Raw genomic sequence first — 20,629 nt, forward strand, 5'->3', positions numbered from 1 at the left:
CAGAGTGACCGGAGGGTGATCGGACGGTCCCCCCTACGGCAGGGCGAGCATCCTGTCGAGCGCCACCCGGGCGTGGTGCGCGGTGCCGGCGTCGACGGTGATCTCGTTCGGCACACGGCCGGCGACGAGCTCCTCCAGGGCCCACACGAGGTGCGGCAGGTCGATGCGGTTCATCGTCGAGCAGTAGCAGACGTTGCGGTCCAGGAACATGATCTGCTTGTCCGGGTGCGCGAGGGCGAGCCGGCGGACCAGGTTGAGCTCGGTCCCGACCGCCCACGCCGACCCGGCCGGCGCCGCCTCGATCATGCGGATGATGTATTCGGTCGAGCCGACGTGATCGGCCGACGTGACGACCTCGTGCCTGCACTCGGGGTGGACCAGCACGTTGACGCCGGGGACCCGGGCACGCACGTCCCGCACGCTGTCCAGGGTGAAGCGGCCGTGCACCGAGCAGTGCCCGCGCCACAGGATCATCTTCGCGTCGCGCAGCTGCTGGTCGGTCAGCCCGCCGCCGGGCTTGTGCGGGTCGAACAGCACGCAGTCGGACAGGCTCATGCCCATCTTCAGCACGGCCGTGTTGCGGCCCAGGTGCTGGTCGGGCAGGAAGAACACCTTCGAACCGCGCTCGAACGACCACTTCAGCGCCGTCTCCGCGTTGGACGACGTGCACACCACGCCGTCGTTGCGCCCGACGAAGCCCTTGATGTCGGCGGTCGAGTTCATGTATGTGACCGGCACCACGTCCTCGGCGATGCCGAGCGCGGTGAAGTGGTCCCATGCCTTCTCCACCTGCACGAGCGCGGCCATGTCGGCCATCGAGCAGCCCGCGGCCAGGTCCGGCAGCACGACCCGCTGCGTGGCGGAGGTGAGGATGTCGGCGCTCTCGGCCATGAAGTGCACGCCGCAGAACACGATGTATTCGGCGTCGGGCCGGGCGGCGGCCTCCCGCGCGAGCTTGAACGAGTCGCCGGTCACGTCGGCGAACTGGATCACCTCGTCGCGCTGGTAGTGGTGGCCGAGCACGAAGACGCGGTCGCCGAGGGCGGCCTTGGCGGCCCTCGCCCGCTCGACGAGGCCGGGGTCGCTCGGTGCGGGCAGGTCGCCGGGACACTCGACACCCTTCTCGGTGTCGGGGTCGGTGCCGCGGCCCAGCAGCAGGAGTGCGGTGGCGGTTGACGATGGTTCAGCCCAGGTCACCATTCGATCGTCGCACGCCCGCACTACCACGCAACTGTGACGTGGACAATGTCCGGATGCGCGTCCTCGTGTGCCCGGACAAGTTCGCCGGGACGATCCCGGCCGTCGAAGCCGCCGGGGCGTTCGCCGCCGGCTGGCGCAACGTCAGGCCCGGCGACGACCTGATCCTGCGGCCGCTGTCGGACGGAGGTCCGGGTTTCGCGGGTGTACTGGCCGCGGCGCTGCCGCACGCACGTGTCCTCACCGTCGCGGCCACCGGTCCGCTCGGACGGCCGGCGCAGGGGCACGTCGTGCTGGACGGCGCCACCGCGTACATCGAGAGCGCCGAGGCCTGCGGCCTGCACCTGCTGTCCGGCGAGGAACGTGATCCGAAGCACACCACGACGTTCGGCCTCGGCACGCTGCTGCTCGCCGCGGTCGAGGCCGGCGCGACCACGCTCGTCGTCGGGCTCGGCGGCAGCGCCACCAACGACGGCGGCGCCGGCCTCCTCGCCGCGCTCGGCGCCGCGCCCCTGTCCGCGTCCGGCTTCGCCCTGCCGTACGGCGGCGCCGCCCTGATCGACTGTGCCGCCCTGGGTGGCGTACCGAGGCTGCGGGAAGCGACCCTGGTCGCCGCCACCGACGTGGACAGCCCCCTGCTCGGGCTGCACGGGGCGAGCGCCGTCTACGGCCCGCAGAAGGGCGCCACCAGGCAGGACGTGTTCCAGCTCGACGCCGCGCTGGCCCGCTTCGCCGGCGTGCTGCAGGCGCTGCCGACCGCCCCGCCGGGCCTCGCCGACCTGCCCGGCGCCGGCGCCGCCGGTGGGCTCGGCGCCGCCCTGCTCGCTCTCGGCGGCCGCGTCACGTCCGGCATCGGCCTGGTCCGCGAGCTGACCCGCCTCGACGCCGAGCTGGAGGAGGTCTCCCTGGTCGTGACCGGTGAGGGCGCCTTCGACGAGCAGTCCCTGCGCGGCAAGGTCGTGGCGGGTGTGGCGAACGCCGCACGTGATCTCGGCGTGCCCTGCGTGGTCGTCGCCGGGCGGATCGACGCGGGCCGGCGGGAGGCCGCGAGCATCGGCGTCACCGAGGCCCACGCCCTCGTCGAGCACTTCGGCAGCGTCGCCGAGGCCCTCGCCCGCCCCGCCGACGGGCTGCGGGAACTGGGGGAACGCCTGGCTGTGCAGTGGAGCCGCTAGCACGAAACCGTGTCACTATGGGAGGGAATGCCGTCGGTCGCCTCCGCGTTGGTACCCGATGGAACTGTAGACATCACCGCAGGGAGCCTTGATCGTGACCGCTTCGAAGTTTGCCGAGCCTGTTCAGACGGACAACCCGGCCGGCATCGGCCTCACCGAGGAAGCCGCCGTCAAGGTGAAGGGCCTGCTCGAGCAGGAAGGCCGGGACGACCTGCGGCTCCGCGTCGCGGTTCAGCCCGGCGGCTGCTCCGGCCTGCGCTACCAGCTCTTCTTCGACGAGCGTTCGCTCGACGGGGACAAGGTCAGCACCTATGACGGCTTCGAGGTCGTCGTCGACCGCATGAGCGTGCCCTACCTCACCGGCGCGTCGATCGACTTCGCCGACCGGATCGACGCGCAGGGCTTCACCATCGACAACCCCAACGCCCAGGGCTCCTGCGCCTGCGGCGACTCCTTCCACTAGTTCGCCTTTCAGAGCCGCTCTCCGGACCTTCGGAGGGCGGCTTTGTGCTGATCAAGAGCTTTTGATGATGCTTCTAGGTTGTGGGACTCCAGCGCACCTTGAGCGCGGGCGGCTACTACTCTGTGCAGGCCCTGTTGTCTTGAGACCGAGGTTTCCATGAAGATCGTCGTCACCGGTTCGATCGCGACTGACCACCTGATGCACTTCCCGGGCCGTTTCGCTGAGCAGCTCCTGCCCGACCAGCTGCACAAGGTCTCGCTGTCGTTCCTCGTCGACGACCTCACGGTGCGCCGCGGCGGGATCGCCCCCAACATCGCCTACGGCATGGCCCTGCTCGGCCTGAGGCCGATCCTCGTGGGTGCCGTCGGCGCCGACTTCGACGACTACCGCAGCTGGCTGACCCGGCACGGCGTCGACTGCGACTCGGTGTACGTGAGCGAGATCGCCCACACCGCCCGCTTCGTCTGCACCACCGACGACGACATGTGCCAGATCGCGTCGTTCTACGCGGGCGCGATGTCGGAGGCCCGCAACATCGAGCTGTCCCCGGTCGGCACCCGCGTCGGCGGCATCGACCTGATCCTGGTCAGCGCCAACGACCCGGTCGCGATGGTCCGGCACACGGAGGAGGCGCGGGCGCTCGGCGTGCCGTTCGCCGCCGACTGCTCGCAGCAGCTGGCCCGCATGTCCGCCGACGAGATCCGCAAGCTGATCGACGGCGCGGCGTATCTGCTGACCAACGACTACGAGAAGGAGCTCCTCGAGTCGAAGACGGGCCTGACGACCGAGTCGCTGCTGGACAAGGTCGGCGTCCTCGTCACCACCCTCGGCAAGGACGGCGCCCTCATCCGGGGCCGCGACCTGCCCGCCGAGATCCACGTCCCGGTCGCGAAGGGGGTCGTCGCCAACGACCCGACCGGCATCGGCGACGGGTTCCGCGCCGGCTTCTTCGCCGCGCTGTCCTGGGGCCTCGGCCTGGAGCGGGCCGCGCAGGTCGGCTCGATGGTCGCCGCGCTGGTCCTGGAGACCGTCGGCCCGCAGGAGTACGAGATCCTGCCGGCCGAGTTCACGAAGCGCATCGCCGAGTCCTACGGCGACACCGCCGCCGACGAGATCCGCGCCCACCTGGCTGCCTGAACCATCCCTATCGGTGTAGTAGGAACGGGCGTACAGTTGCCGCTGTGACGATCGTGGTCGTGGCGCTGCTCGCCCTCGCCACCGTGGTCGGGCTCGTCTACCGGGCCCGCTACGGCAAGCTCCGCGCGGCCGGGGGTGACCTGCCTGCGGGCCTGCTCAGCCCGGCCCGCGACACGGTCACGCTGCTGCACTTCTCGTCCGCGACGTGCGCGCCGTGCCGCCAGGTCCGCGCCGTCTGCGCCGACCTGGCCTCGGCCGTCGCCGGCGTCCGGCACGTCGAGCTCGACGCCGACGAGCACCTCGACGCCGTGCGCGACCTCGGCATCTGGCGCCTGCCGACGCTGCTGGTCGTCGACCGCGGCGGCCACATCGCGCAACGCACCGTCGGCGTGCCCGACCGGGCCGCCCTGCGCGCCACCGTCACGGAGGTCCTGGCAGCGTGAGTCTCGATCCCCGCGGCCCCCGGTTCTCGGCCGGCATCACCGCGATCGTCTTCGTCGTCGTCCTGCTCACCGGCAACGGCTGGCTCGCCCTCGCCCAGGCGGTGATCTTCGCCATCGGCGCGTACGACCCGCGGCTGACCCCGTACGGACTGCTCTACCGCTACCTCGTCGCGCCGCGCCTGGCGCCGCCGACCGAGCGGGAGGACGGCGCCCCGGTCCGCTTCGCCCAGGCCGTCGGCCTGCTCTTCGCGGTGCTCACCGTGATCGGCTACCTCGCCGGTCCGGCGGCGCTCGGCATCGTGGGCGCGTCGTTCGCCCTGGTCGCCGCGTTCCTGAACGCGGTTTTCGGCCTCTGCCTCGGCTGTGAGGCCTACCTGCTGATCAAGCGCATGCGTCCCGCGTGACAGTCACGGATCGATCGGGTGCCGGTGTCACGTTCCGCTTTCTCTGACCCTACCCCGAGCACACTAATCGATCTTCGAAGCGGCTACCATCCGTAGTGTCCGCTGCCAGTAGCCCGCGCGATCAGCATACTTCGACGGTATGACGGTCGCCGTCGGTGGCGATGAAGGTGTGACCGCGCATCCGGCACCAGGCGGGGATGTCGACGGCCGCCGCCGGGTCGTCGGCGAGGACCGCGATGCGGGTGCCCGGCGGAGACGTCGCGGCGAGTTTCGCCAGCATGATGACCGGCAGGGGACAGCGCTTCCCGAGCGCATCGACGACCAGGCTCACATGCCCACCTCGGCCCGCACGTCGGCGACCAGGCCCGGCAGCACCGCGAGGAACCGCCGGACGTCCTCGGTGGACACTCCACTGTGCAGGGACACCCGGACGTTGCCGTGGGTGAGGACGCCCATCGCGGCCAGGACGTGCGAGGGCCGCAGCGTGTCACTGGTGCAGGCGGAGCCGGACGACACCGCGAAACCCGCCCTGTCCAGGGCGTGCAGCAGGACCTCGCCGTCGACGTAGAGGCAGGAGAACGTGACGATGTGGGGGAGCCGCCGCTCGGGCTCGCCGACGACCTCGACGTCCGGCACGGTCGCGGCGACCGTGGCGCGGATCTCCTCGACGAGCGCGCTCAGCCGGGCCGACTCCGCCGCCGCCTCCGCGTGCACCGCGCGCAGCGAGGCGGCGGCCGCGAGGATGGCCGGCACGTCCGTCGCCGGCTCCCAGGGCGGCTCCCAGCGGGTGCCCTTGCGCACGGCGAGGACGCCGACGCCGGCCGGGCCGCCCCACTTGCGGGCGCTGCCGGTCAGCAGGGACCAGCCGCCGGGCACCGGCGTGCGGCCGATCGACTGCGCGGCGTCGACCAGCAGCGGCACAGCCGCCGCCGACGCCAGCTGAGCGGCCTCGGCGACGGGTTGCACCGTCCCCACCTCATGATTCGCGCTCTGCACGGCGGCCAGGGCCACTTCCGGCGAATGCAGCGCCGTCCGCAGGGCGTCGAGGTCGACCAGGCCGGTCAGCGACACCGGCACCGCGACCGCGTCGTCGCCGGCGGCCTTGATGACGGCGGAGTGCTCGACCGCGCTGTGCACTACGCGCCGGCGGCCCCGGGCCCTCCTGACGCCGGCGATCGCGCCGCGGACCGCGTCGGTGCCGCCGGCGGTGAAGTGCAGCTCGTCGGGGCGGACGCCGAGCACCTCGGCGACCGTCGCCCGGGCGGCGTCCAGCAGCTGACGGGACCGGCGGGCGGGGGTGTAGAGCTTGCCGGGATCGGCCCAGCCGTCGTCCAGCGCGGCCAGAAATGCTTGCCGCGCAACGGGATGCGGCGGCATCGCGGTGGCGGCGTCGAAGTAGACACCCACCCGCGCAACGGTATCGCGGGCCGGACACGACCACCCCAAGCCGGGCGGACCGCGCATGGTCGAGTACGCTCGCCAGCGTTGGTGAGGCTTGCCGCGCGACGACCCGGAGACGGGCCGCGCGGCGCTGCTAAGGAGGCAGGAGCAGGTGGTCTCAAGAGGTTTGAGCCCCGCGCGCGCCGTCGGGCTCGCCGTCTCGGCCGTCGCGGTGACGACCCTGCTCGCCGGGTGTTCCGTCGACGACGCGTTCGCCGGGTTCGGCTGGCCGAAGGGCATCACCCAGCAGGGCGACCGCATGTATGACCTGTGGATCGGGTCCGTCGTCGCGGCGCTCGTCGTCGGCGTCTTCGTCTGGGGCCTGATCTTCTGGTGCGTCGTGCGGTATCGCAAGCGCGGCGACGAACTGCCGCCGCAGACGCGGTACAACATGCCGTTCGAGATCCTGTACACGGTCGCGCCGTTCGTGATCATCGCCGTGTTGTTCTTCTACACCGCGATCATCCAGACCGACGTCGACCGGCTCTCCAAGAACCCGGACGTCAACGTCGAGGTCATCGCCTCGAAGTGGAACTGGCAGTTCGTCTACAGCGACACCAAGGGCCCGGACGGCAAGCCGATCACGACGGTCGGCGCCGACGACTACATCCCGGTCCTGGTGCTGCCGGCGGGCAAGTCGGTGCAGTTCAAGGAGACCTCGCGGGACGTCATCCACTCGTTCTGGGTGCCGGACATCCTGTTCAAGCGGGACGTCATCCCCGGTGTCGAGAACAGGTTCGAGATCAACCTCAAGGACAGTGCCGCCGGCGCCTACGTCGGCCGGTGCGCGGAGCTGTGCGGCACCTACCACTCGATGATGAACTTCGAGCTGCGGGTCGTCTCGGCGGACCAGTACCAGCAGTATCTGGGCCTGCGCGGCGCGGGCAAGAGCACCCCGGAGGCCCTCGCGCAGCTGGGCTTCCCGAACCAGGGGTACGCGACGACGACGCATCCGTTCGACACCGACCGCACCAAGCGGTCCTCGAGCTGAGAAAGGGCGCACGGCGATGAAGTCAGAAGGACGTTTGTTCTTCGTGCTCGCGTTGTTCGTGTTCGCGATGGCCGCGCTCTACGGCTGGTGGACCAACGTCGCGCCGCACGAGCAGACCGGGCACCGGGGTGTGGAGTGGATCGGCGTGGTCGCGCTGATCCTGTCGGGCCTGCTGCTCACCATGATCGGCAGCGCGCTGTGGCTGATCTCGCGCCGTATCGAGCCGCGTCCCGAGGACCGGCCCGAAGCGGAGATCTACGAGGGCGCCGGCGACCTGGGCTTCTTCAGCCCGGGCAGCTACTGGCCGGTCGGCATCGCGCTCGCCGCGGCGACGGCCAGCCTGGGCCTCGCCTTCGACCAGTGGTGGCTGGTGGCGGTCGGGCTGATCTCGGTCATCATCGCCACCTGCGGCCTGATGTTCGAGTACTACACCGGCACGCGGCGCGGCGCCGAGCACTGAGTCCCACGAAAAGGGGGGCCTCCACGGAGGCCCCCCTTTTTTGTGTGCTAGCGGGCCTGTGCGGCCGCCACCTCCGCGCGCTGCTTGATGTCGGCGGCGCGCTGCAGGTCGGCGGCGCTGACCGACGCGAGGCTGCCGAACGCCGAGACGGCCTGGTAGTACGTCCACGCCAGGCTGGTGCAGGCGGGCCGGACGACGGCGTTGTACGTGGCGCACTTCGCCTTCAGGTCGAAGTAGAAGGCACTGTCGATGCGGGACTTGTTGGCCGGGAACTGCCCGACCGCCTTGTAGTTGCGGTACCCGAAGTCGTGCCGCTGGCACGACAGCCGGAAGTCGAAGCCGAGCGGCTGGTCGGGGCTGGTCGAGCAGTAGTCGGTGGACCAGTCGAAGGCGTAGGAGGCCCAGGCTGCCTGGTTCTGGCGGGCGGCGTTCCAGGTGTTGTAGCTCCCGGCGGTCGGCTGCGACCAGGTGGACATGACGGCCAGCTTCTCGTTGATGCCGGCCGCGGCGGCGGGGGATGCGGGGGTGACGATGCCGGCCAGCGCAAGGGTGAGCGCAAGGACGGCGGCGCGCCGGAGATTCATGGACAGATTCTCCAGCATCGATGTGTACCCGCACGGAACTTGCGCCGAACGGTCGGCACCGAGAGCTGAACGGTCGTTCAGGCCGCTTTCCGGCGTCCCTGCTGGAGCGTGACCCTCGACCGGCGGTCCATCAGCAGGATGACCGGCGCGACCACGATCGCCGCGCCGCAGGCCGTGCAGGCCCGGTCGGGGCAGGTCGCCCGCGGGTGGTCCGAACGGGCCGGCCGCTCGAAGTTCCGCTGCCGGGCACAGGTGTCGCAGTGCAGCTCCATGCCCGTCACGCTGCCACCGGCGGCCCTTGCGTCCGGGCAGGGCCGGCGGCGTGTCGGATCACTTTTCGGTACCACTCGGCCCGGGGTTCGGGCTCGGGGTGCGCGCCGCCGGTCTGCCGCTCGCCGCGGCCGTCGCCTTCGGTTTCGCTCCCGGCGGCAGGAACGCCTCGTCGCTGACGCTCGGGGTCGTGTACTGCAACGTCAGCTGCGTGTACCTCCCGGCGTCCGTGGTGCCGTCGAAGTACGCCAGCAGCCCCGCCGGGTTGACGCACGCGGTCTCCGTGCGGATCCCCTTCGCGGTCACCGACACGCACTGGGCGTCGCCCCGCTTGGAGGTCCCGGTCCGCACGTCCTGACCCTGCGCGATCGTCGCCAGCCTGCCCATCGCCGCCTCGGGGGCCATGAACTCGCCCCCGAACGCGTCGCTGATCGCCTTCGCCTGGGTGGGGGACAGCGTGTCCGCCCCTGGGCCCTCGTCGCACTGAGCGACCGGCTGAGGGCTCTTCCTGGCCTTCGGTGACGGGGACGGCGTCACGGTCCTGCAGTGATACGTGCCGTCCGGCGTCGAGATGAACGTGACACCCGCCCCGCGGTACGCCCTGCGCGGCATCGACTGCGACACCACGACGTTGACCCCGCCGGCGGTCTGGTACTGGATCGTCGCGTCCGTCTGCAGGCCGAGCACCAGCCGCGACGCGAGACTGTCGACGAGCTCCAGGGCGGGGTTGGCGGCCTCCGCCTGCTCCTTGACCGGCGCGCCGCACGACTTCGCCATCATGCCGGCGAAGCCGAGCGTCAGCGCCCCGGCGACAACCGCCGAAAGCAGCGCCTTCTTCTGGGAATTAGGAGTGTTGGCCACGCATCGTCAACGCCGACCGCCACCGATGGGTCACGCTGTTACCCGCTGTTACCCGCCTGTCGCCTTCGGCGAAAGCTCGCCGCCCCACCGCTTCGCGGCGGGTCCCGCCGGGGGGATTCTCACCCCCGGAGCCCCCCAATGCGCCGCTCCGCGACGCACTGCCGGCTTGCGCGGCAGCCTCACACGCATGCGCGTGGCATCACCGTGCCTCCGTCCGCGCTTCCATGATCCGGAAGAGTCTTGGTCGCCAGGGCGACAAAATCTCTACCGGATCATGAGTTACACCGACCAGCCGCCGGACGGCCCGGCCGGTTACGGTTTGAAGGCGGACCAGCGGGCGACGAGGTCTGTCGCCGCGCCTGAGTCGACCGCGGCGGCGGCGCGGGCGATGCCCGCTCGCAGCTGCGCGGGCAGGTCGGTGGACAGGCCGTCGCGGGCGGCGATCGCCGCGGCCGCGTTCAGCAGCACGGCGTCGCGGACCGGGCCGGTCTCGCCGGCGAACATGCGGTGCGCCACAGCCACGTTGTGGGCAGGGTCACCGCCGCGCAGGTCGCCCGGGGCGGACCGGGGCAGGCCGAGGTCGACGGAGTCCAGGACCGACTCGGTGACCGTGCCGCCGCTGACCGCCCACACCCTGGTCGGCGCGCCGGTCGTGAACTCGTCCAGCCCGTCCTCACCTCGGACGAGCAGGACGGAGAAGCCGCGCCCCGCCAGTACCGACGCCATCACCGAAGCCATGCGGGTGTCGAAGCATCCGACGGTCGCGGCGGTCGGCTGGGCCGGGTTGGTCAGCGGGCCGAGGAAGTTGAAGACCGTGGGCACGCCCATCTCGCGGCGGGTGGCGGAGGCGTGGCGCATGCCGGGGTGGAAGCGGGCCGCGAAGCAGAAGCCGATCCCGACCTCGGCGACGCAGCGGGCGACCTCGTTCGGGCCCAGGTCGATGGTGACCCCGAGGGCTTCGAGCAGGTCGGCGGCGCCGGTGGAGGAGGAGGCGGCGCGGTTGCCGTGCTTCACGACCGGCACGCCCGCGGCGGCGGTGACGACGGCGGCCATGGTCGAGATGTTGACGGTGTTGGCGCGGTCGCCGCCGGTGCCGACGATGTCGACGGCGGCGTCGCGCTGCGCGGCGGTCAGCGGGACCTTCGGCGCGATGGACAGCATCATCTCGGCGACGCCGGCCACCTCGGTGATCGTCTCACCCTTGGCGCGCAGCGCGACGACGAACGCGGCGATCTGGCTCGGGGTGGCCGAGCCGGCCATCACCTCGCCCATCGCCCAGCCGGCGTCGTCCAGCGACAGGTCCTCGCCCCGGAGCAGGGCGTTGAGCAGCTGGGGCCAGGTCCGCTCGCCCATGCTCAGCCCTGGACGGGGAGCGAACGCAGGAGGTCCGACACCGTCTTGCCGGTGGTGACGGGGTCGAGGGGATACATGATCGTGCCCTCGACGCGCGCGTAGGACGCCAGCCAGCGGTCGGCGGCGCGGGCGATCGCCAGGACGACCGGCGGCGGGTCGGTGATCTCGTCCTTGAGCTGGCGGGCGATGCCGAGACCGCCGCCGGGGGTCGCCTCGCCGTCGAGGACCAGCAGGTCCACGTCGGTGTCGTCGACGAGGCCGACGACCTCGGCGTAGGTGGAGGCGTCGACGAACTTCACCGACAGGTCGGCCGCGGGACGGCTGCCGATGGCGAGCCGCATGCGGTCGCGGACCTCGGGATCGTCGCTGTACAGCAGGACCGTGTGCTGTGTCATGTGCGCGCTGCTCCTCGTGTGGCGGGTGCCTCGGGGATCGTACCGTCATCGGTGATGGCGATGCCGGTGCGGGCGGACCACTCCTGCTCCTCGAGCCGTTGCCGCTCCTCGCGGTCCAGGCGCCGGTCGACGCGTCTCGCCTCCCGGTCCGACTGGCGCATCCACTGCACGACGAGCACGGCGAGCATCGTCACGGAGACGATCTCCCCGCCGGCCCAGAGGATGCCGCCGGCGACGACCTGGTCGTGCGCGGGGTCGGCCCAGGGCAGGCCCAGCGACGGATACCAGTCACCGCCGAGCAGCTCCTTGCTCTGCATGATGGTCAGCCCGAGGACCGTGTGGAACGGCGTGGACAGGAACATCAGCAGCGCCCGCGCCGGGTACGGCCAGCGTCCCGGCAGCGGATCGAGGCCGATGAGCGGCCAGAAGAACAGGCAGCCGACGGCGATGAAGTGCGCGTGCGTCAGCTCGTGCACCCACGCGTGGCGCATCGTCAGCTCGTACAGCCCGGTGAAGTACAACGCGAACGGCGTCACGACGAAGAACCCGAACGCGACCAGGGGGAACGCCAGGACGCGGGCGACCCGCGAGTGGACCACGGCGAGCAGGATCCGGCGGCCGCGCGGCGGTAGCGTGCGCAGCGCGAGGGTCACCGGCGCGCCGAGGGCGAGGAAGATCGGCGCGATCATCGACAGCATCATGTGCTGGACCATGTGGACGCTCAGCAGCGTCGTGTCGTACTCCTCGACGCCGGTCATGGTGACCGCGGCGATCGAGCCGAGTCCGGGCCCGAGGAAGAGCACGATCCTGGCCACGGGCCAGTTGTCGCCGCGCCTGCGCAGGCTCAGCACACCCGTCAGGTACAGGCCGGCGGCGACGACCAGCAGCAGCGTCAGCCACGACACGTGGAAGGAACCGAGGATCGCCGTCGCCGTCGGAGGCCCTGGTTCTGCAGCTCGCAACACGTGCACAGCCTATGCCGGAGGCCGAATCGTCCCTCGCTGGTGGACCCCGTGAAAAGTCGGTGATGATCGGGGGGCAATAATGGCGGCGTGACTGCGGCCCCAGCGATTGCCAAGAGCCAGATCCACTCACTGACCAGGCCCAACATGGTCAGTGTCGGGACGATCGTGTGGCTCTCCAGCGAGTTGATGTTCTTCGCGGCGCTGTTCGCGATGTATTTCTCGATCCGTGCGGCGGCTCCTGAGCTGTGGGAGAAGCACACCCACGTGCTCAACGTCTGGTACGCGCTGGTCTTCACCACGATCCTGGTGCTGTCGTCGATCACCTGCCAGATCGGCGTGTTCCGCGCCGAGCGCGGTGACGTGCACGGCCTGCGCCGGTGGTTCGCGCTGACCTTCGTGATGGGCCTGATCTTCGTGCTCGGCCAGGCCAACGAGTACGTCACGCTGGTCTCCGAGGGTGTGAAGATCAACGGCGACGGCTACGGCTCGATGTTCTACCTGACGACGGGCTTCCACGGCCTGCACGTCACGGGCGGCCTCATCGCCTTCATCATCTATCTGATCCGCACGACCATGGGCCGGTTCACCCCCGCCCAGGCCACCGCCGCGATCGTCGTGTCCTACTACTGGCACTTCGTCGACGTGGTGTGGATCGCACTGTTCGCAATGATCTACTTCCTGCAGTAGCCGATCGGGCCGCGTCACGCTCTCCCGACGAGACCACCAGAGCCACGAGACGACATAGGTGATGACGACAAAGGTGAGGCCATGACTTCTGAGCAGAGCAAGCGGCCGCTTGCCCGGCTGGTGCCGGGTGGCGCGCGCGCGGCGCGGGGCAAGCTTCGCCGGCGGTTGTCGGCGGCTGTGCGGCTGGTCGCGGCGCTCACACTGGCCGGAGGCCTCTACACCGCGTACGCACCCGGCGTCGGCCGCGCCGAGGAGACCGTGAAGCTGTCCGAATCCGCGGCCGAGGGCAAGGCGATCTACGAGGTCAGCTGTATCACCTGCCACGGGCGCAACGCCCAGGGCGTGGACAACCGGGGACCGAGCCTCATCGGGGTCGGCTCCGCCGCCGTGGAGTTCCAGGTCAACACCGGCCGCATGCCGCTGGCGCGCCAGGAGGCGCAGGCCGAGCGCAAGCAGCCGCAGTTCAACGAGGACCAGGCCGCGCAGCTCGGCGCGTACATCCAGGAGCTCGGCGGCGGACCCCAGCTGCCCAGCGCGGAGAGCCTCAACGAAGAGATCAAGAAGGCCGCGGGCAGCGACAAGATCCTCGCCCACGGCGGCGAGCTCTACCGGGTCAACTGCTCCTCGTGCCACGCGTTCTCCACCGGCGGCGGCGCGCTGTCCTCGGGCAAGTTCGCTCCGTCGCTGAAGCACTCGACCAACCGCGACATCTACGCGGCGATGCTGACCGGCCCGCAGAACATGCCGGTGTTCGGCAACAACCAGCTGAGCCCGGATGACAAGGCCGCGATCATCGCCTACATCCAGGACCTCAACAAGAACCAGGCGAGCGACCCGGGCGGCTGGAACCTCGGCCGGTACGGCCCGGTGCCCGAAGGCCTCGTCATCTTCCTCGTCGGTATCGCGGCGCTCGTGTTCGCCACGCTGTGGATTGCAGGGAAGTCATGACCACCCACCACCCGTCCGACGACGAGTTCGACGCCAGTGACGCGTCGCTGACCAGGTTCGACCTGGTCAAGGAGGGCGCGCGCCGCGACGGCGTGCAGATCGTGCACTACGCGCCGCGGTTCCCGGTCCCGGGGACCCGCGCGGAGCGCCGCATCGAGCGCCTCCTGGCGTTCCTGTTCCTGCTCACGGGCCTGGCGGGGACCGCGTTCGTGGTCGCCTACATCGCCTGGCCGTGGAAGTACGGCGAGGGCGACTCGACCTACCGTTCGCTGTACCCGTACTACACGCCGGTCCTCGGCGCGACGCTCGGCCTGGCCCTGCTCACCCTGGGCCTGGGCATCGTGGTGTGGAGCAAGAAGCTCCTGCCCGAAGAGGTCTCGATCCAGGAGCGGCACGACGGCCCGTCGGACAGCACCGAGCAGGTGCTGACCGCGGCCACGATCCTCAACATGGGCGACGAGCTCGGCCTCAAGCGCCGCCGCTTCGTCGGCATGGCGTTCCTCGCCGGTGCCGCGCCGCTCGGCGCGGTCGCTGGTGCCCTCCTGGTCGGCTCGCTGATCAAGGCGCCGACGCAGAACGGCGACAACATCTTCTTCACCACCGGCTGGGACCCGAAGTACAACGACGGCAAGCCGGTGCGCCTCACCCACGAGGACGGCACCCCGATCCGCCCCGCCGACGTCAGCGTCGGCGGTCAGATCACCGTCTTCCCCGGCATCCCGCACGGCGCCAGCAACAAGTGGGCCGACTCGCCGACGCTGCTCATCCACCTGCGTGAGGTGGACGCCGAGGCGACGCTGAGCAAGGCGAAGGAGATCAACAAGGGCTCCCAGTGGGAGAACTTCGTGGCCTACTCGAAGATCTGCACGCACGCCGGCTGCCCCGCCAGCCTGTACGAGCAGCAGACCAACCGCCTGCTGTGCCCGTGCCACCAGTCGCAGTTCCAGATCACGGACAACGCGCGGCCCATCTTCGGTCCGGCCAGCCGCGCCTTGCCCCAGCTGCCGATCACGGTGGACGATGAGGGGTACTTCATCGCGACCTCGGACTACAAGATTCCGGTCGGACCGGCCTTCTGGGAGCGGCCATGAAACGGCGCAAGATCGACGTCCGGGCACTCCCGGCCAACTCCGCCAAGGCAATCGACGAGCGGTTCCAGGCGGCCACCCCGCTCCGGCGGCTGATGAACAAGGTCTTCCCCGACCACTGGTCGTTCCTGCTGGGTGAGATCGCGCTCTACTCGTTCGTCGTGCTGCTGCTCAGCGGTATCTTCCTGTCGCTGTTCTTCGACCCGTCGCTGCGCGAGGTCGTCTACGAGGGCAGCTACGCCCCGCTGCGCGGCGTGGAGATGTCCCAGGCGTACAACACCGCCCTGCACATCTCGTTCGACGTGCGCGGCGGCCTGTTCATGCGGCAGATGCACCACTGGGCCGCGCTGCTGTTCATGGCCGCGATCGTGGTGCACATGTTCCGGATCTTCTTCACCGGCGCGTTCCGCAAGCCGCGTGAGGCGAACTGGATCGTCGGCGTCCTGCTCTTCTGGATGGGCTTCCTCGAGGGCTTCGGCGGCTACTCGCTGCCCGACGACGCGCTGTCCGGCACCGGCCTGCGCATCGCCAGCGCGATCATGCTGTCGATCCCGATCGTCGGCACCTGGGTGACCACGTCGCTGTTCGGCGGCGAGTTCCCCGGCGAGGTCATCCTCGACCGCCTGTACATCGTCCACGTGCTGCTCGTCCCGGGTGCGCTGCTCGGCCTGATCAGCGTGCACATGGGCCTGCTGGTGAAGCAGAAGCACACGCAGTGGCCCGGCCCGGGCCGCACCAACGAGAACGTCGTCGGCGTGCGCATGTTCCCCGGCTTCGCGGCTAAGGCCGGCGGCTTCTTCATGATCGTGTTCGCCATGATCGCGGCGCTCGCGGGTCTCTTCCAGATCAACCCGATCTGGCTGTTCGGCCCCTACAAGGCGGCGGTCGTCTCGGCGGCGAGCCAGCCCGACTGGTACGTCATGTTCCTCGACGGCTCGACCCGCCTCTTCCCGGCCTGGGAGATCCGGTTCGACTTCTTCTACGGTGACGGCTACACCATCCCGGCGATCTTCTGGCCCACGGTGGTGCTACCAGGCATCCTGACGATGCTGCCGATCTTCTATCCGTTCATGGAAGCGCGCTTCACGAAGGACAAGGCGGTCCACAACCTCCTGCAGCGCCCCCGCGACAACCCGCTGCGCACGGCGCTCGGCTCCATGGCCATCGCGTTCTACGTCGTCCTGCTGATCTCCGGCGGCAACGACGTCTTCGCGGACAAGTTCCACATCAGCCTCAACGCGATGACCTGGGCCGGCCGCATCGGCATCCTGATCATCCCGCCGCTGGCGTACTACGTGGCGTTCCGCATCGCGCTCGGCCTGCAGCAGCACGACCGCGAGGTCCTTGCCCACGGCGTGGAGACCGGCATCATCCGCCGCCTTCCCGACGGCAAGTTCGTCGAGATCCACCAGCCGCTGCCCTCCGCCAACGGCCACGAAGACGGCCACCACGGCCTCGACTACGCCGGCTGGGTCGTGCCGAAGAAGATGAACCGCCTCGGCGCCCTCGCCCCGACGGTCAAGGGCTTCTTCTACCCGATCGAAAAGGCCGGCCCGGCCCCCAAGCCGCGCCAGCTCGACTCCGACACGGACCGCGACCGCGAAGAGATCACCAGCGGCCACTGAACGACCCCGCACGGAGCCCTCAGCCCACCACGGCTGAGGGCTTCGTCGTTTCCCTCTCCCGCCGCCGGCCCGTGATCCGGAAGAGAAATCGTCGCCCTGGCGACAACAAGTCTTCCGGATCACGGGAATCGAGCACACGGCCGCCCCGCGGGCGGCGGTCAGAGAGCGGCGGCCCAGGTGGCGACGCGGGCGGCGAGCGGCGTGCCGTGCCGGGCCCAGGTGAAGTGGTCGATCGGCGAGCCGGCCTCCGCCGCCGAGTAGTGCGAACGCTCGACCGTCGCCGCGGTCATCTTTGCCGTCAGGTGGTCCACCGTCGGAGCGGGCGTGTACTGGTCGGCCTCCATGTCGACCGCGAGCACCGGCAGCCGCACCCCGGCGAGCGCCGCCTCGACGTCCACCCCGGCCAGGGACGGATAGCGGCCGGTCCGCGCGGTGAAGGCCCACTCGCGGATCACGCCGCGCGCCTGGCGGCCGCCGAACCCCCAGCCCGGCCAGACGCCGAGGACCGAGGACGTCAGCGCCAGGGTCGAGGTGAGGGCGAGCGTGCCGGGGCCCATCCGGCCGGGGTAGCGCCGCCAGTACGGCAGCCCGACGGCAAGCAGGGCGAGCCCGTCGACACCGGGGTCGAGGCCGGCCGCGTGGCGGGCCGCGAGGTGCAGCGCGCAGACCTGCCCGCCGAGGGAGTGCCCGACCAGCACACACCGGCGGCCGGCCCGGCGGGGCTTCAACGCGTCCAGGACCGCCTCGACGTCGGTGGTGAGCTCGGCGAGCCCGTAGCGGGACGCGCGGGACGGGCGTGGGGTGCTGGCGCCGGTGCCGCGCAGGTCGGCGACGACGACCTCGATGCCGGTGGCGTTCAGCGCGGCCGCGAAGTGCCGGTAGTAGCGGGCCGGGACGCCCATCGCGGGCCACAGGACGGCCAGGGTCGCGGCGCCGTCCACCGGGAACGGGTGCAGCGCGAGCTGATCGTCACCGCGGGCCAGGAACTCCGACGACTCCATGGATTCGTAGGGTAGAGGTAGGAGGTTACCGGCGAGTAAGAACTGTGACCCAGACTACTGTGCGGAACGTGAAGCCAATCGATCTGTCCCAAATGCGCCTACCCGGCGCGCCGGCGGTCAGCCCGGACGGCACGATCGCCGTCGTGCCGGTGACCCGGCTCGAGTTCGCCGCTGACGCGTACACCTCCCAGCTCTGGCTCCTGAGGACCGACGGCAGCGCCGAGCCGCTCCAGCTCACCCACGGGTGGCACGACAGCGCGCCGCGGATCTCGCCGGACGGGCGGTGGCTCGCGTTCCTGCGCGCGACGAAGGCGGCGGGCAGCCGGGCCGGGGGCGCGAAGGCCGAGCACGAGGGCCCGCCGCAGCTGTGCGTCATGCCGATCGCCGGGGGCGAGCCGCGCCGCCTGACGGACCTGCCACTGGGCGCCGGCCCGCCCGCCTGGTCGCCCGACAGCGCTCGTCTGGCGTTCTCCGCTCGTGTACCGGAAAAGGGGCGCTACGGGACAGGGAAAACCGAGGAGGGCGAGACGATCGGGGCGGAAGGGGAGGCACCGAGACGGATCACCCGGTACTTCTACCGTATCGACGGTCTGGGGTTCCTCCTGGACCGCCCGGCGCACCTGCACGTCGCCGACCTCGACGGCACCGTCACGCAGCTGACCGACGGTGAGCGCGGCCATGGCGACCCCGACTGGAGCCCCGACGGGCGGACCCTGGCGTTCGTGTCGGAGCAGCACGACACGTGGGGCGACGACCTCGCGTCCGACGTCTGCGTCATGCCCGCCGCAGGCGGCGACATCCGGGTGCTGACCGACACCACGTACACCGCCGGGCTGTGCCGGTGGGCGCCCGACGGACGCTCGGTCCTGTTCACCGCCGGGCTCGCCGGCGAGGGCCGCGTCGACCCGGTGATGCGCAACGAGTCGCTGTGGTCGGTGCCGCTCGACGACGGACCGGCCCGGCAGCTGCTCGACCCCGAGCGGTACACGCTCGCCGCGCCCGGCGGGGACATCGCCGCCACCGCGGGCGGCGTGCTGTTCAGCAACGAGCACCGCGGCGCCGTCCAGCTGTTGCGCGTGCCGTACGACGGCGGAGCCCCCGACGTCGTGATCGACGGGCAGCGGCAGGTCACCGGCTTCGGCGAGACCGCGGACGGGACCCTCGTCGCCACGATCGCCGGACCCGCCGACTGGGGCGAGGTCTACGCCGGCGACGTCAGGCTGACGACCTTCTCCGCCGGTGTCACGGCCCTCGACCAGGTCGAGGTGACGGGGACCGCGCCCGACGGCTACCCGGTCCACGGCTGGGTCGTCCGGCCCGCCGGCGACGGCCCGCACCCGGTGCTGCTGATGATCCACGGTGGGCCGTTCGCGCAGTACGGCTGGCGGCTCTTCGACGAGGCGCAGATGTACGCGGGCGCCGGCTACGCGGTCGTCTACGGCAACCCGCGCGGCTCGTCCGGCTACGGCGAGGCGCACGGCCGGGCGGTCCGCGGCAACGTCGGTGAGGTCTCCGCCACCGATCTGCTCGCCCTGCTCGACGCGGCGCTGACCGCAGACGACCTCGACGGCGACCGGGTCGGGGTGCTCGGCGGGTCGCACGGCGGGTTCATGACCACCTGGCTCGCGGGCCGGCACGGCGACCGCTTCAAGGCCGCCGTCTCCGAGCGGGCCGTCAACGCGATCGACAGCTTCCAGGGCAGCTCGGACATCGGCTGGGTGTTCGCGGACTCGCTGTACGGCGCCGACGGCGGCTCGTTCGAGGTGCAGAGCCCGCTCACGTACGCCGGGAAGATCGACATCCCGGTGCTGATCATCCACTCGGAGCAGGACTGGCGCTGCCCGGTCGAACAGGCGCAGCGGCTGTTCGTGGCGCTGAAACGGCGGGGGACCCCGGTCGAGCTGCTGCTGTTCCCGGGGGAGGGGCACGAGCTCTCCCGCACCGGGCGGCCGTCGCACCGGGTCGCCAGGTTCGACGCGATCCTGGACTGGTTCGGCCGGCACGTCTGACGGTGACGGGAGGGGCCAGGGCCCCTCCCGTCAACCTCACTTGACCAGGAGCTCCGCGATCTGGACGGCGTTGAGGGCCGCGCCCTTGCGCAGGTTGTCGTTGGAGACGAAGAGCGACAGGCCGTGCTCGACGGTCTCGTCGGCGCGGACCCGGCCGACGAAGCTCGGGTCGGCGCCGGCGGCCTGCAGCGGGGTCGGCACGTCGGTGACGACGACGCCGGGCGCGGTGGCGAGGAGCTCCAACGCCCGCTCGACGGAGATCGCCCGCTCGAACCTGGCGTTGAGCTGCAGCGAGTGGCCGGTGAACACGGGCACCCGGACACACGTGCCGGAGACCAGCAGAGCGGGGATCTCGAGGATCTTGCGGCTCTCGTTGCGGAGCTTCTGCTCCTCGTCGGTCTCGAACGAGCCGTCGTCGACGATCGAACCGGCGAGCGGCAGCACGTTGAACGCGATCGGCCGGGCGAACTGCTTCGGCGCCGGGAACTCGACGGCCGAGCCGTCGAACGCGAGCGCGGCCGCGCCGTCGGCGACCTTGCGGACCTGCTCGTCGAGCTCGGCGACGCCGCTGAGCCCGGCGCCGGACACCGCCTGGTAGGTGGCGGCGACGAGGGCGACCAGGCCGGCCTCGTCGTGCAGCGGGCGCAGCACCGGCATGGCGGCCATGGTGGTGCAGTTGGGGTTGGCGATGATGCCCTTCGGGCGGTCCGCGATCGCGTGCGGGTTGACCTCGGCGACGACGAGCGGCACCTCGGGGTCCATCCGCCAGGCGGAGGAGTTGTCGACGACGACGGCACCGGCGGCGGCCACCTTCGGCGCGAGCTCCTTCGACGTGCCCTTGCCCGCGGAGAACAGCACGATGTCCAGGCCGGAGTAGTCGGCGGTCGCCGCGTCCTCCACCGTGATCTGCTGGTCCTGCCAGTCGATCGGCCGGCCCGCGGAGCGGGCGGACGCGAACAGGCGCAACTGGGTGACGGGGAACTGACGCTCGGCCAGGATGTGGCGCATGACGCTGCCCACCTGACCCGTGGCTCCGACGATGCCGATCCTCATGGGCGTCGAGGTTACCGGGTCAGCGCGGCACGTTCGATGCGATTTGCCGCACTCCCGACGCCGTCAGCAGGACAAACAGG

General features: G+C 70.8%; 23 protein-coding genes. 12 read left to right on the forward strand and 11 right to left on the reverse strand.

Features of this window, described 5'->3' with window-relative positions; all coding sequences use genetic code 11:
* Nucleotides 1-33: 33 nt before the first annotated feature.
* Nucleotides 34-1,197, reverse strand: a complete 1,164-nt coding sequence (gene nadA, locus ABZS58_RS18600; protein ID WP_354782932.1) for a quinolinate synthase NadA — start codon at nt 1,195-1,197, stop codon at nt 34-36.
* 56 nt (nt 1,198-1,253) lie between these two features.
* On the opposite strand from nadA, the gene ABZS58_RS18605 reads away from it, so the two are divergent.
* The 5 genes from ABZS58_RS18605 to ABZS58_RS18625 all read left to right on the forward strand — a co-directional run bounded on the left by ABZS58_RS18605 (nt 1,254) and on the right by ABZS58_RS18625 (nt 4,819).
* Nucleotides 1,254-2,372, forward strand: a complete 1,119-nt coding sequence (locus ABZS58_RS18605) for a glycerate kinase (RefSeq protein WP_354782934.1) — start codon at nt 1,254-1,256, stop codon at nt 2,370-2,372.
* A gap of 94 nt (nt 2,373-2,466) precedes the next feature.
* Nucleotides 2,467-2,835, forward strand: a complete 369-nt coding sequence (locus ABZS58_RS18610; RefSeq protein ID WP_354782936.1) for an iron-sulfur cluster assembly accessory protein — start codon at nt 2,467-2,469, stop codon at nt 2,833-2,835.
* Nucleotides 2,836-2,991: 156 nt separating this feature from the next.
* The gene (locus tag ABZS58_RS18615; protein WP_354782938.1) at nt 2,992-3,972 is read left to right on the forward strand and encodes a carbohydrate kinase family protein; all 981 of its coding nucleotides are present in this window, start codon (nt 2,992-2,994) and stop codon (nt 3,970-3,972) included.
* 44 nt (nt 3,973-4,016) lie between these two features.
* Nucleotides 4,017-4,415, forward strand: coding sequence for a thioredoxin family protein (locus ABZS58_RS18620; protein WP_354782940.1), 399 nt, complete (start codon nt 4,017-4,019; stop codon nt 4,413-4,415).
* Nucleotides 4,412-4,819, forward strand: coding sequence for a DUF4395 domain-containing protein (locus ABZS58_RS18625; RefSeq protein ID WP_354782942.1), 408 nt, complete (start codon nt 4,412-4,414; stop codon nt 4,817-4,819). Before ABZS58_RS18620 ends, ABZS58_RS18625 begins: the two co-directional genes overlap by 4 nt.
* Before the next feature lie 121 nt (nt 4,820-4,940).
* Here ABZS58_RS18625 and ABZS58_RS18630 read toward each other — a convergent pair whose 3' ends face one another.
* Complete coding sequence (locus ABZS58_RS18630; RefSeq protein WP_354782944.1) at nt 4,941-5,150, reverse strand: sulfurtransferase TusA family protein; 210 nt, start codon at nt 5,148-5,150, stop codon at nt 4,941-4,943.
* Nucleotides 5,147-6,283: an aminotransferase class V-fold PLP-dependent enzyme gene (locus ABZS58_RS18635; protein WP_354782946.1), complete on the reverse strand. Its 1,137-nt coding sequence runs from the start codon at nt 6,281-6,283 to the stop codon at nt 5,147-5,149. Before ABZS58_RS18635 ends, ABZS58_RS18630 begins: the two co-directional genes overlap by 4 nt.
* 88 nt (nt 6,284-6,371) lie before the next feature.
* Between ABZS58_RS18635 and coxB the strand changes: the two genes are divergently transcribed.
* Nucleotides 6,372-7,250 carry a cytochrome c oxidase subunit II gene (gene coxB, locus ABZS58_RS18640; RefSeq protein ID WP_354782948.1) on the forward strand — a complete coding sequence of 293 codons (879 nt, stop codon included), beginning with the start codon at nt 6,372-6,374 and terminating at the stop codon, nt 7,248-7,250.
* Nucleotides 7,251-7,266: 16 nt separating this feature from the next.
* Nucleotides 7,267-7,710, forward strand: coding sequence for a cytochrome c oxidase subunit 4 (locus ABZS58_RS18645; protein ID WP_354782950.1), 444 nt, complete (start codon nt 7,267-7,269; stop codon nt 7,708-7,710).
* Nucleotides 7,711-7,757: 47 nt separating this feature from the next.
* Here the strand turns inward: ABZS58_RS18645 and ABZS58_RS18650 are convergent, their stop codons facing one another.
* The 6 genes from ABZS58_RS18650 to ABZS58_RS18675 form a co-directional block, all read right to left on the reverse strand.
* The gene (locus ABZS58_RS18650) at nt 7,758-8,294 is read right to left on the reverse strand and encodes a phospholipase (protein WP_354782952.1); all 537 of its coding nucleotides are present in this window, start codon (nt 8,292-8,294) and stop codon (nt 7,758-7,760) included.
* Nucleotides 8,295-8,371: 77 nt separating this feature from the next.
* Complete coding sequence (locus tag ABZS58_RS18655) at nt 8,372-8,575, reverse strand: hypothetical protein (RefSeq protein WP_354782954.1); 204 nt, start codon at nt 8,573-8,575, stop codon at nt 8,372-8,374.
* Between the two features lie 49 nt (nt 8,576-8,624).
* Nucleotides 8,625-9,425, reverse strand: coding sequence for a hypothetical protein (locus ABZS58_RS18660; RefSeq protein WP_354782956.1), 801 nt, complete (start codon nt 9,423-9,425; stop codon nt 8,625-8,627).
* A gap of 312 nt (nt 9,426-9,737) precedes the next feature.
* Nucleotides 9,738-10,778, reverse strand: a complete 1,041-nt coding sequence (trpD, locus tag ABZS58_RS18665) for an anthranilate phosphoribosyltransferase (RefSeq protein WP_354782958.1) — start codon at nt 10,776-10,778, stop codon at nt 9,738-9,740.
* Nucleotides 10,779-10,780: 2 nt separating this feature from the next.
* The gene (locus tag ABZS58_RS18670) at nt 10,781-11,173 is read right to left on the reverse strand and encodes a hypothetical protein (RefSeq protein WP_354782960.1); all 393 of its coding nucleotides are present in this window, start codon (nt 11,171-11,173) and stop codon (nt 10,781-10,783) included.
* Nucleotides 11,170-12,135, reverse strand: a complete 966-nt coding sequence (locus tag ABZS58_RS18675; protein ID WP_354783006.1) for a cytochrome c oxidase assembly protein — start codon at nt 12,133-12,135, stop codon at nt 11,170-11,172. Before ABZS58_RS18675 ends, ABZS58_RS18670 begins: the two co-directional genes overlap by 4 nt.
* 90 nt (nt 12,136-12,225) lie before the next feature.
* On the opposite strand from ABZS58_RS18675, the gene ABZS58_RS18680 reads away from it, so the two are divergent.
* From ABZS58_RS18680 to ABZS58_RS18695, 4 genes are all read left to right on the forward strand, one after another.
* Nucleotides 12,226-12,825 carry a heme-copper oxidase subunit III gene (locus ABZS58_RS18680; RefSeq protein WP_354782962.1) on the forward strand — a complete coding sequence of 200 codons (600 nt, stop codon included), beginning with the start codon at nt 12,226-12,228 and terminating at the stop codon, nt 12,823-12,825.
* Nucleotides 12,826-12,906: 81 nt separating this feature from the next.
* Entirely contained in the window at nt 12,907-13,773 is an 867-nt protein-coding gene (locus tag ABZS58_RS18685) for a cytochrome c (RefSeq protein ID WP_354782964.1), read from the forward strand.
* Nucleotides 13,770-14,864, forward strand: coding sequence for a Rieske 2Fe-2S domain-containing protein (locus ABZS58_RS18690; RefSeq protein WP_354782966.1), 1,095 nt, complete (start codon nt 13,770-13,772; stop codon nt 14,862-14,864). Before ABZS58_RS18685 ends, ABZS58_RS18690 begins: the two co-directional genes overlap by 4 nt.
* A complete protein-coding gene (locus tag ABZS58_RS18695; RefSeq protein WP_354782968.1) occupies nt 14,861-16,486 on the forward strand; it encodes a ubiquinol-cytochrome c reductase cytochrome b subunit in 1,626 nt (541 codons plus the stop codon). Before ABZS58_RS18690 ends, ABZS58_RS18695 begins: the two co-directional genes overlap by 4 nt.
* Nucleotides 16,487-16,644: 158 nt before the next feature.
* On the opposite strand, the gene ABZS58_RS18700 is transcribed toward ABZS58_RS18695, so the two are convergent.
* The gene (locus ABZS58_RS18700) at nt 16,645-17,487 is read right to left on the reverse strand and encodes an alpha/beta fold hydrolase (RefSeq protein WP_354782970.1); all 843 of its coding nucleotides are present in this window, start codon (nt 17,485-17,487) and stop codon (nt 16,645-16,647) included.
* A 68-nt stretch (nt 17,488-17,555) separates the two neighbouring features.
* On the opposite strand from ABZS58_RS18700, the gene ABZS58_RS18705 reads away from it, so the two are divergent.
* Entirely contained in the window at nt 17,556-19,496 is a 1,941-nt protein-coding gene (locus ABZS58_RS18705; protein WP_354782972.1) for a S9 family peptidase, read from the forward strand.
* 36 nt (nt 19,497-19,532) lie between these two features.
* Here the strand turns inward: ABZS58_RS18705 and ABZS58_RS18710 are convergent, their stop codons facing one another.
* Complete coding sequence (locus tag ABZS58_RS18710; RefSeq protein WP_354782974.1) at nt 19,533-20,549, reverse strand: aspartate-semialdehyde dehydrogenase; 1,017 nt, start codon at nt 20,547-20,549, stop codon at nt 19,533-19,535.
* Nucleotides 20,550-20,629 lie beyond the last annotated feature (80 nt).

It is taken from the genome of Dactylosporangium sp. NPDC005555 (genome assembly GCF_040605635.1).
Classification (GTDB): Bacteria; Actinomycetota; Actinomycetes; order Mycobacteriales; family Micromonosporaceae; genus Dactylosporangium.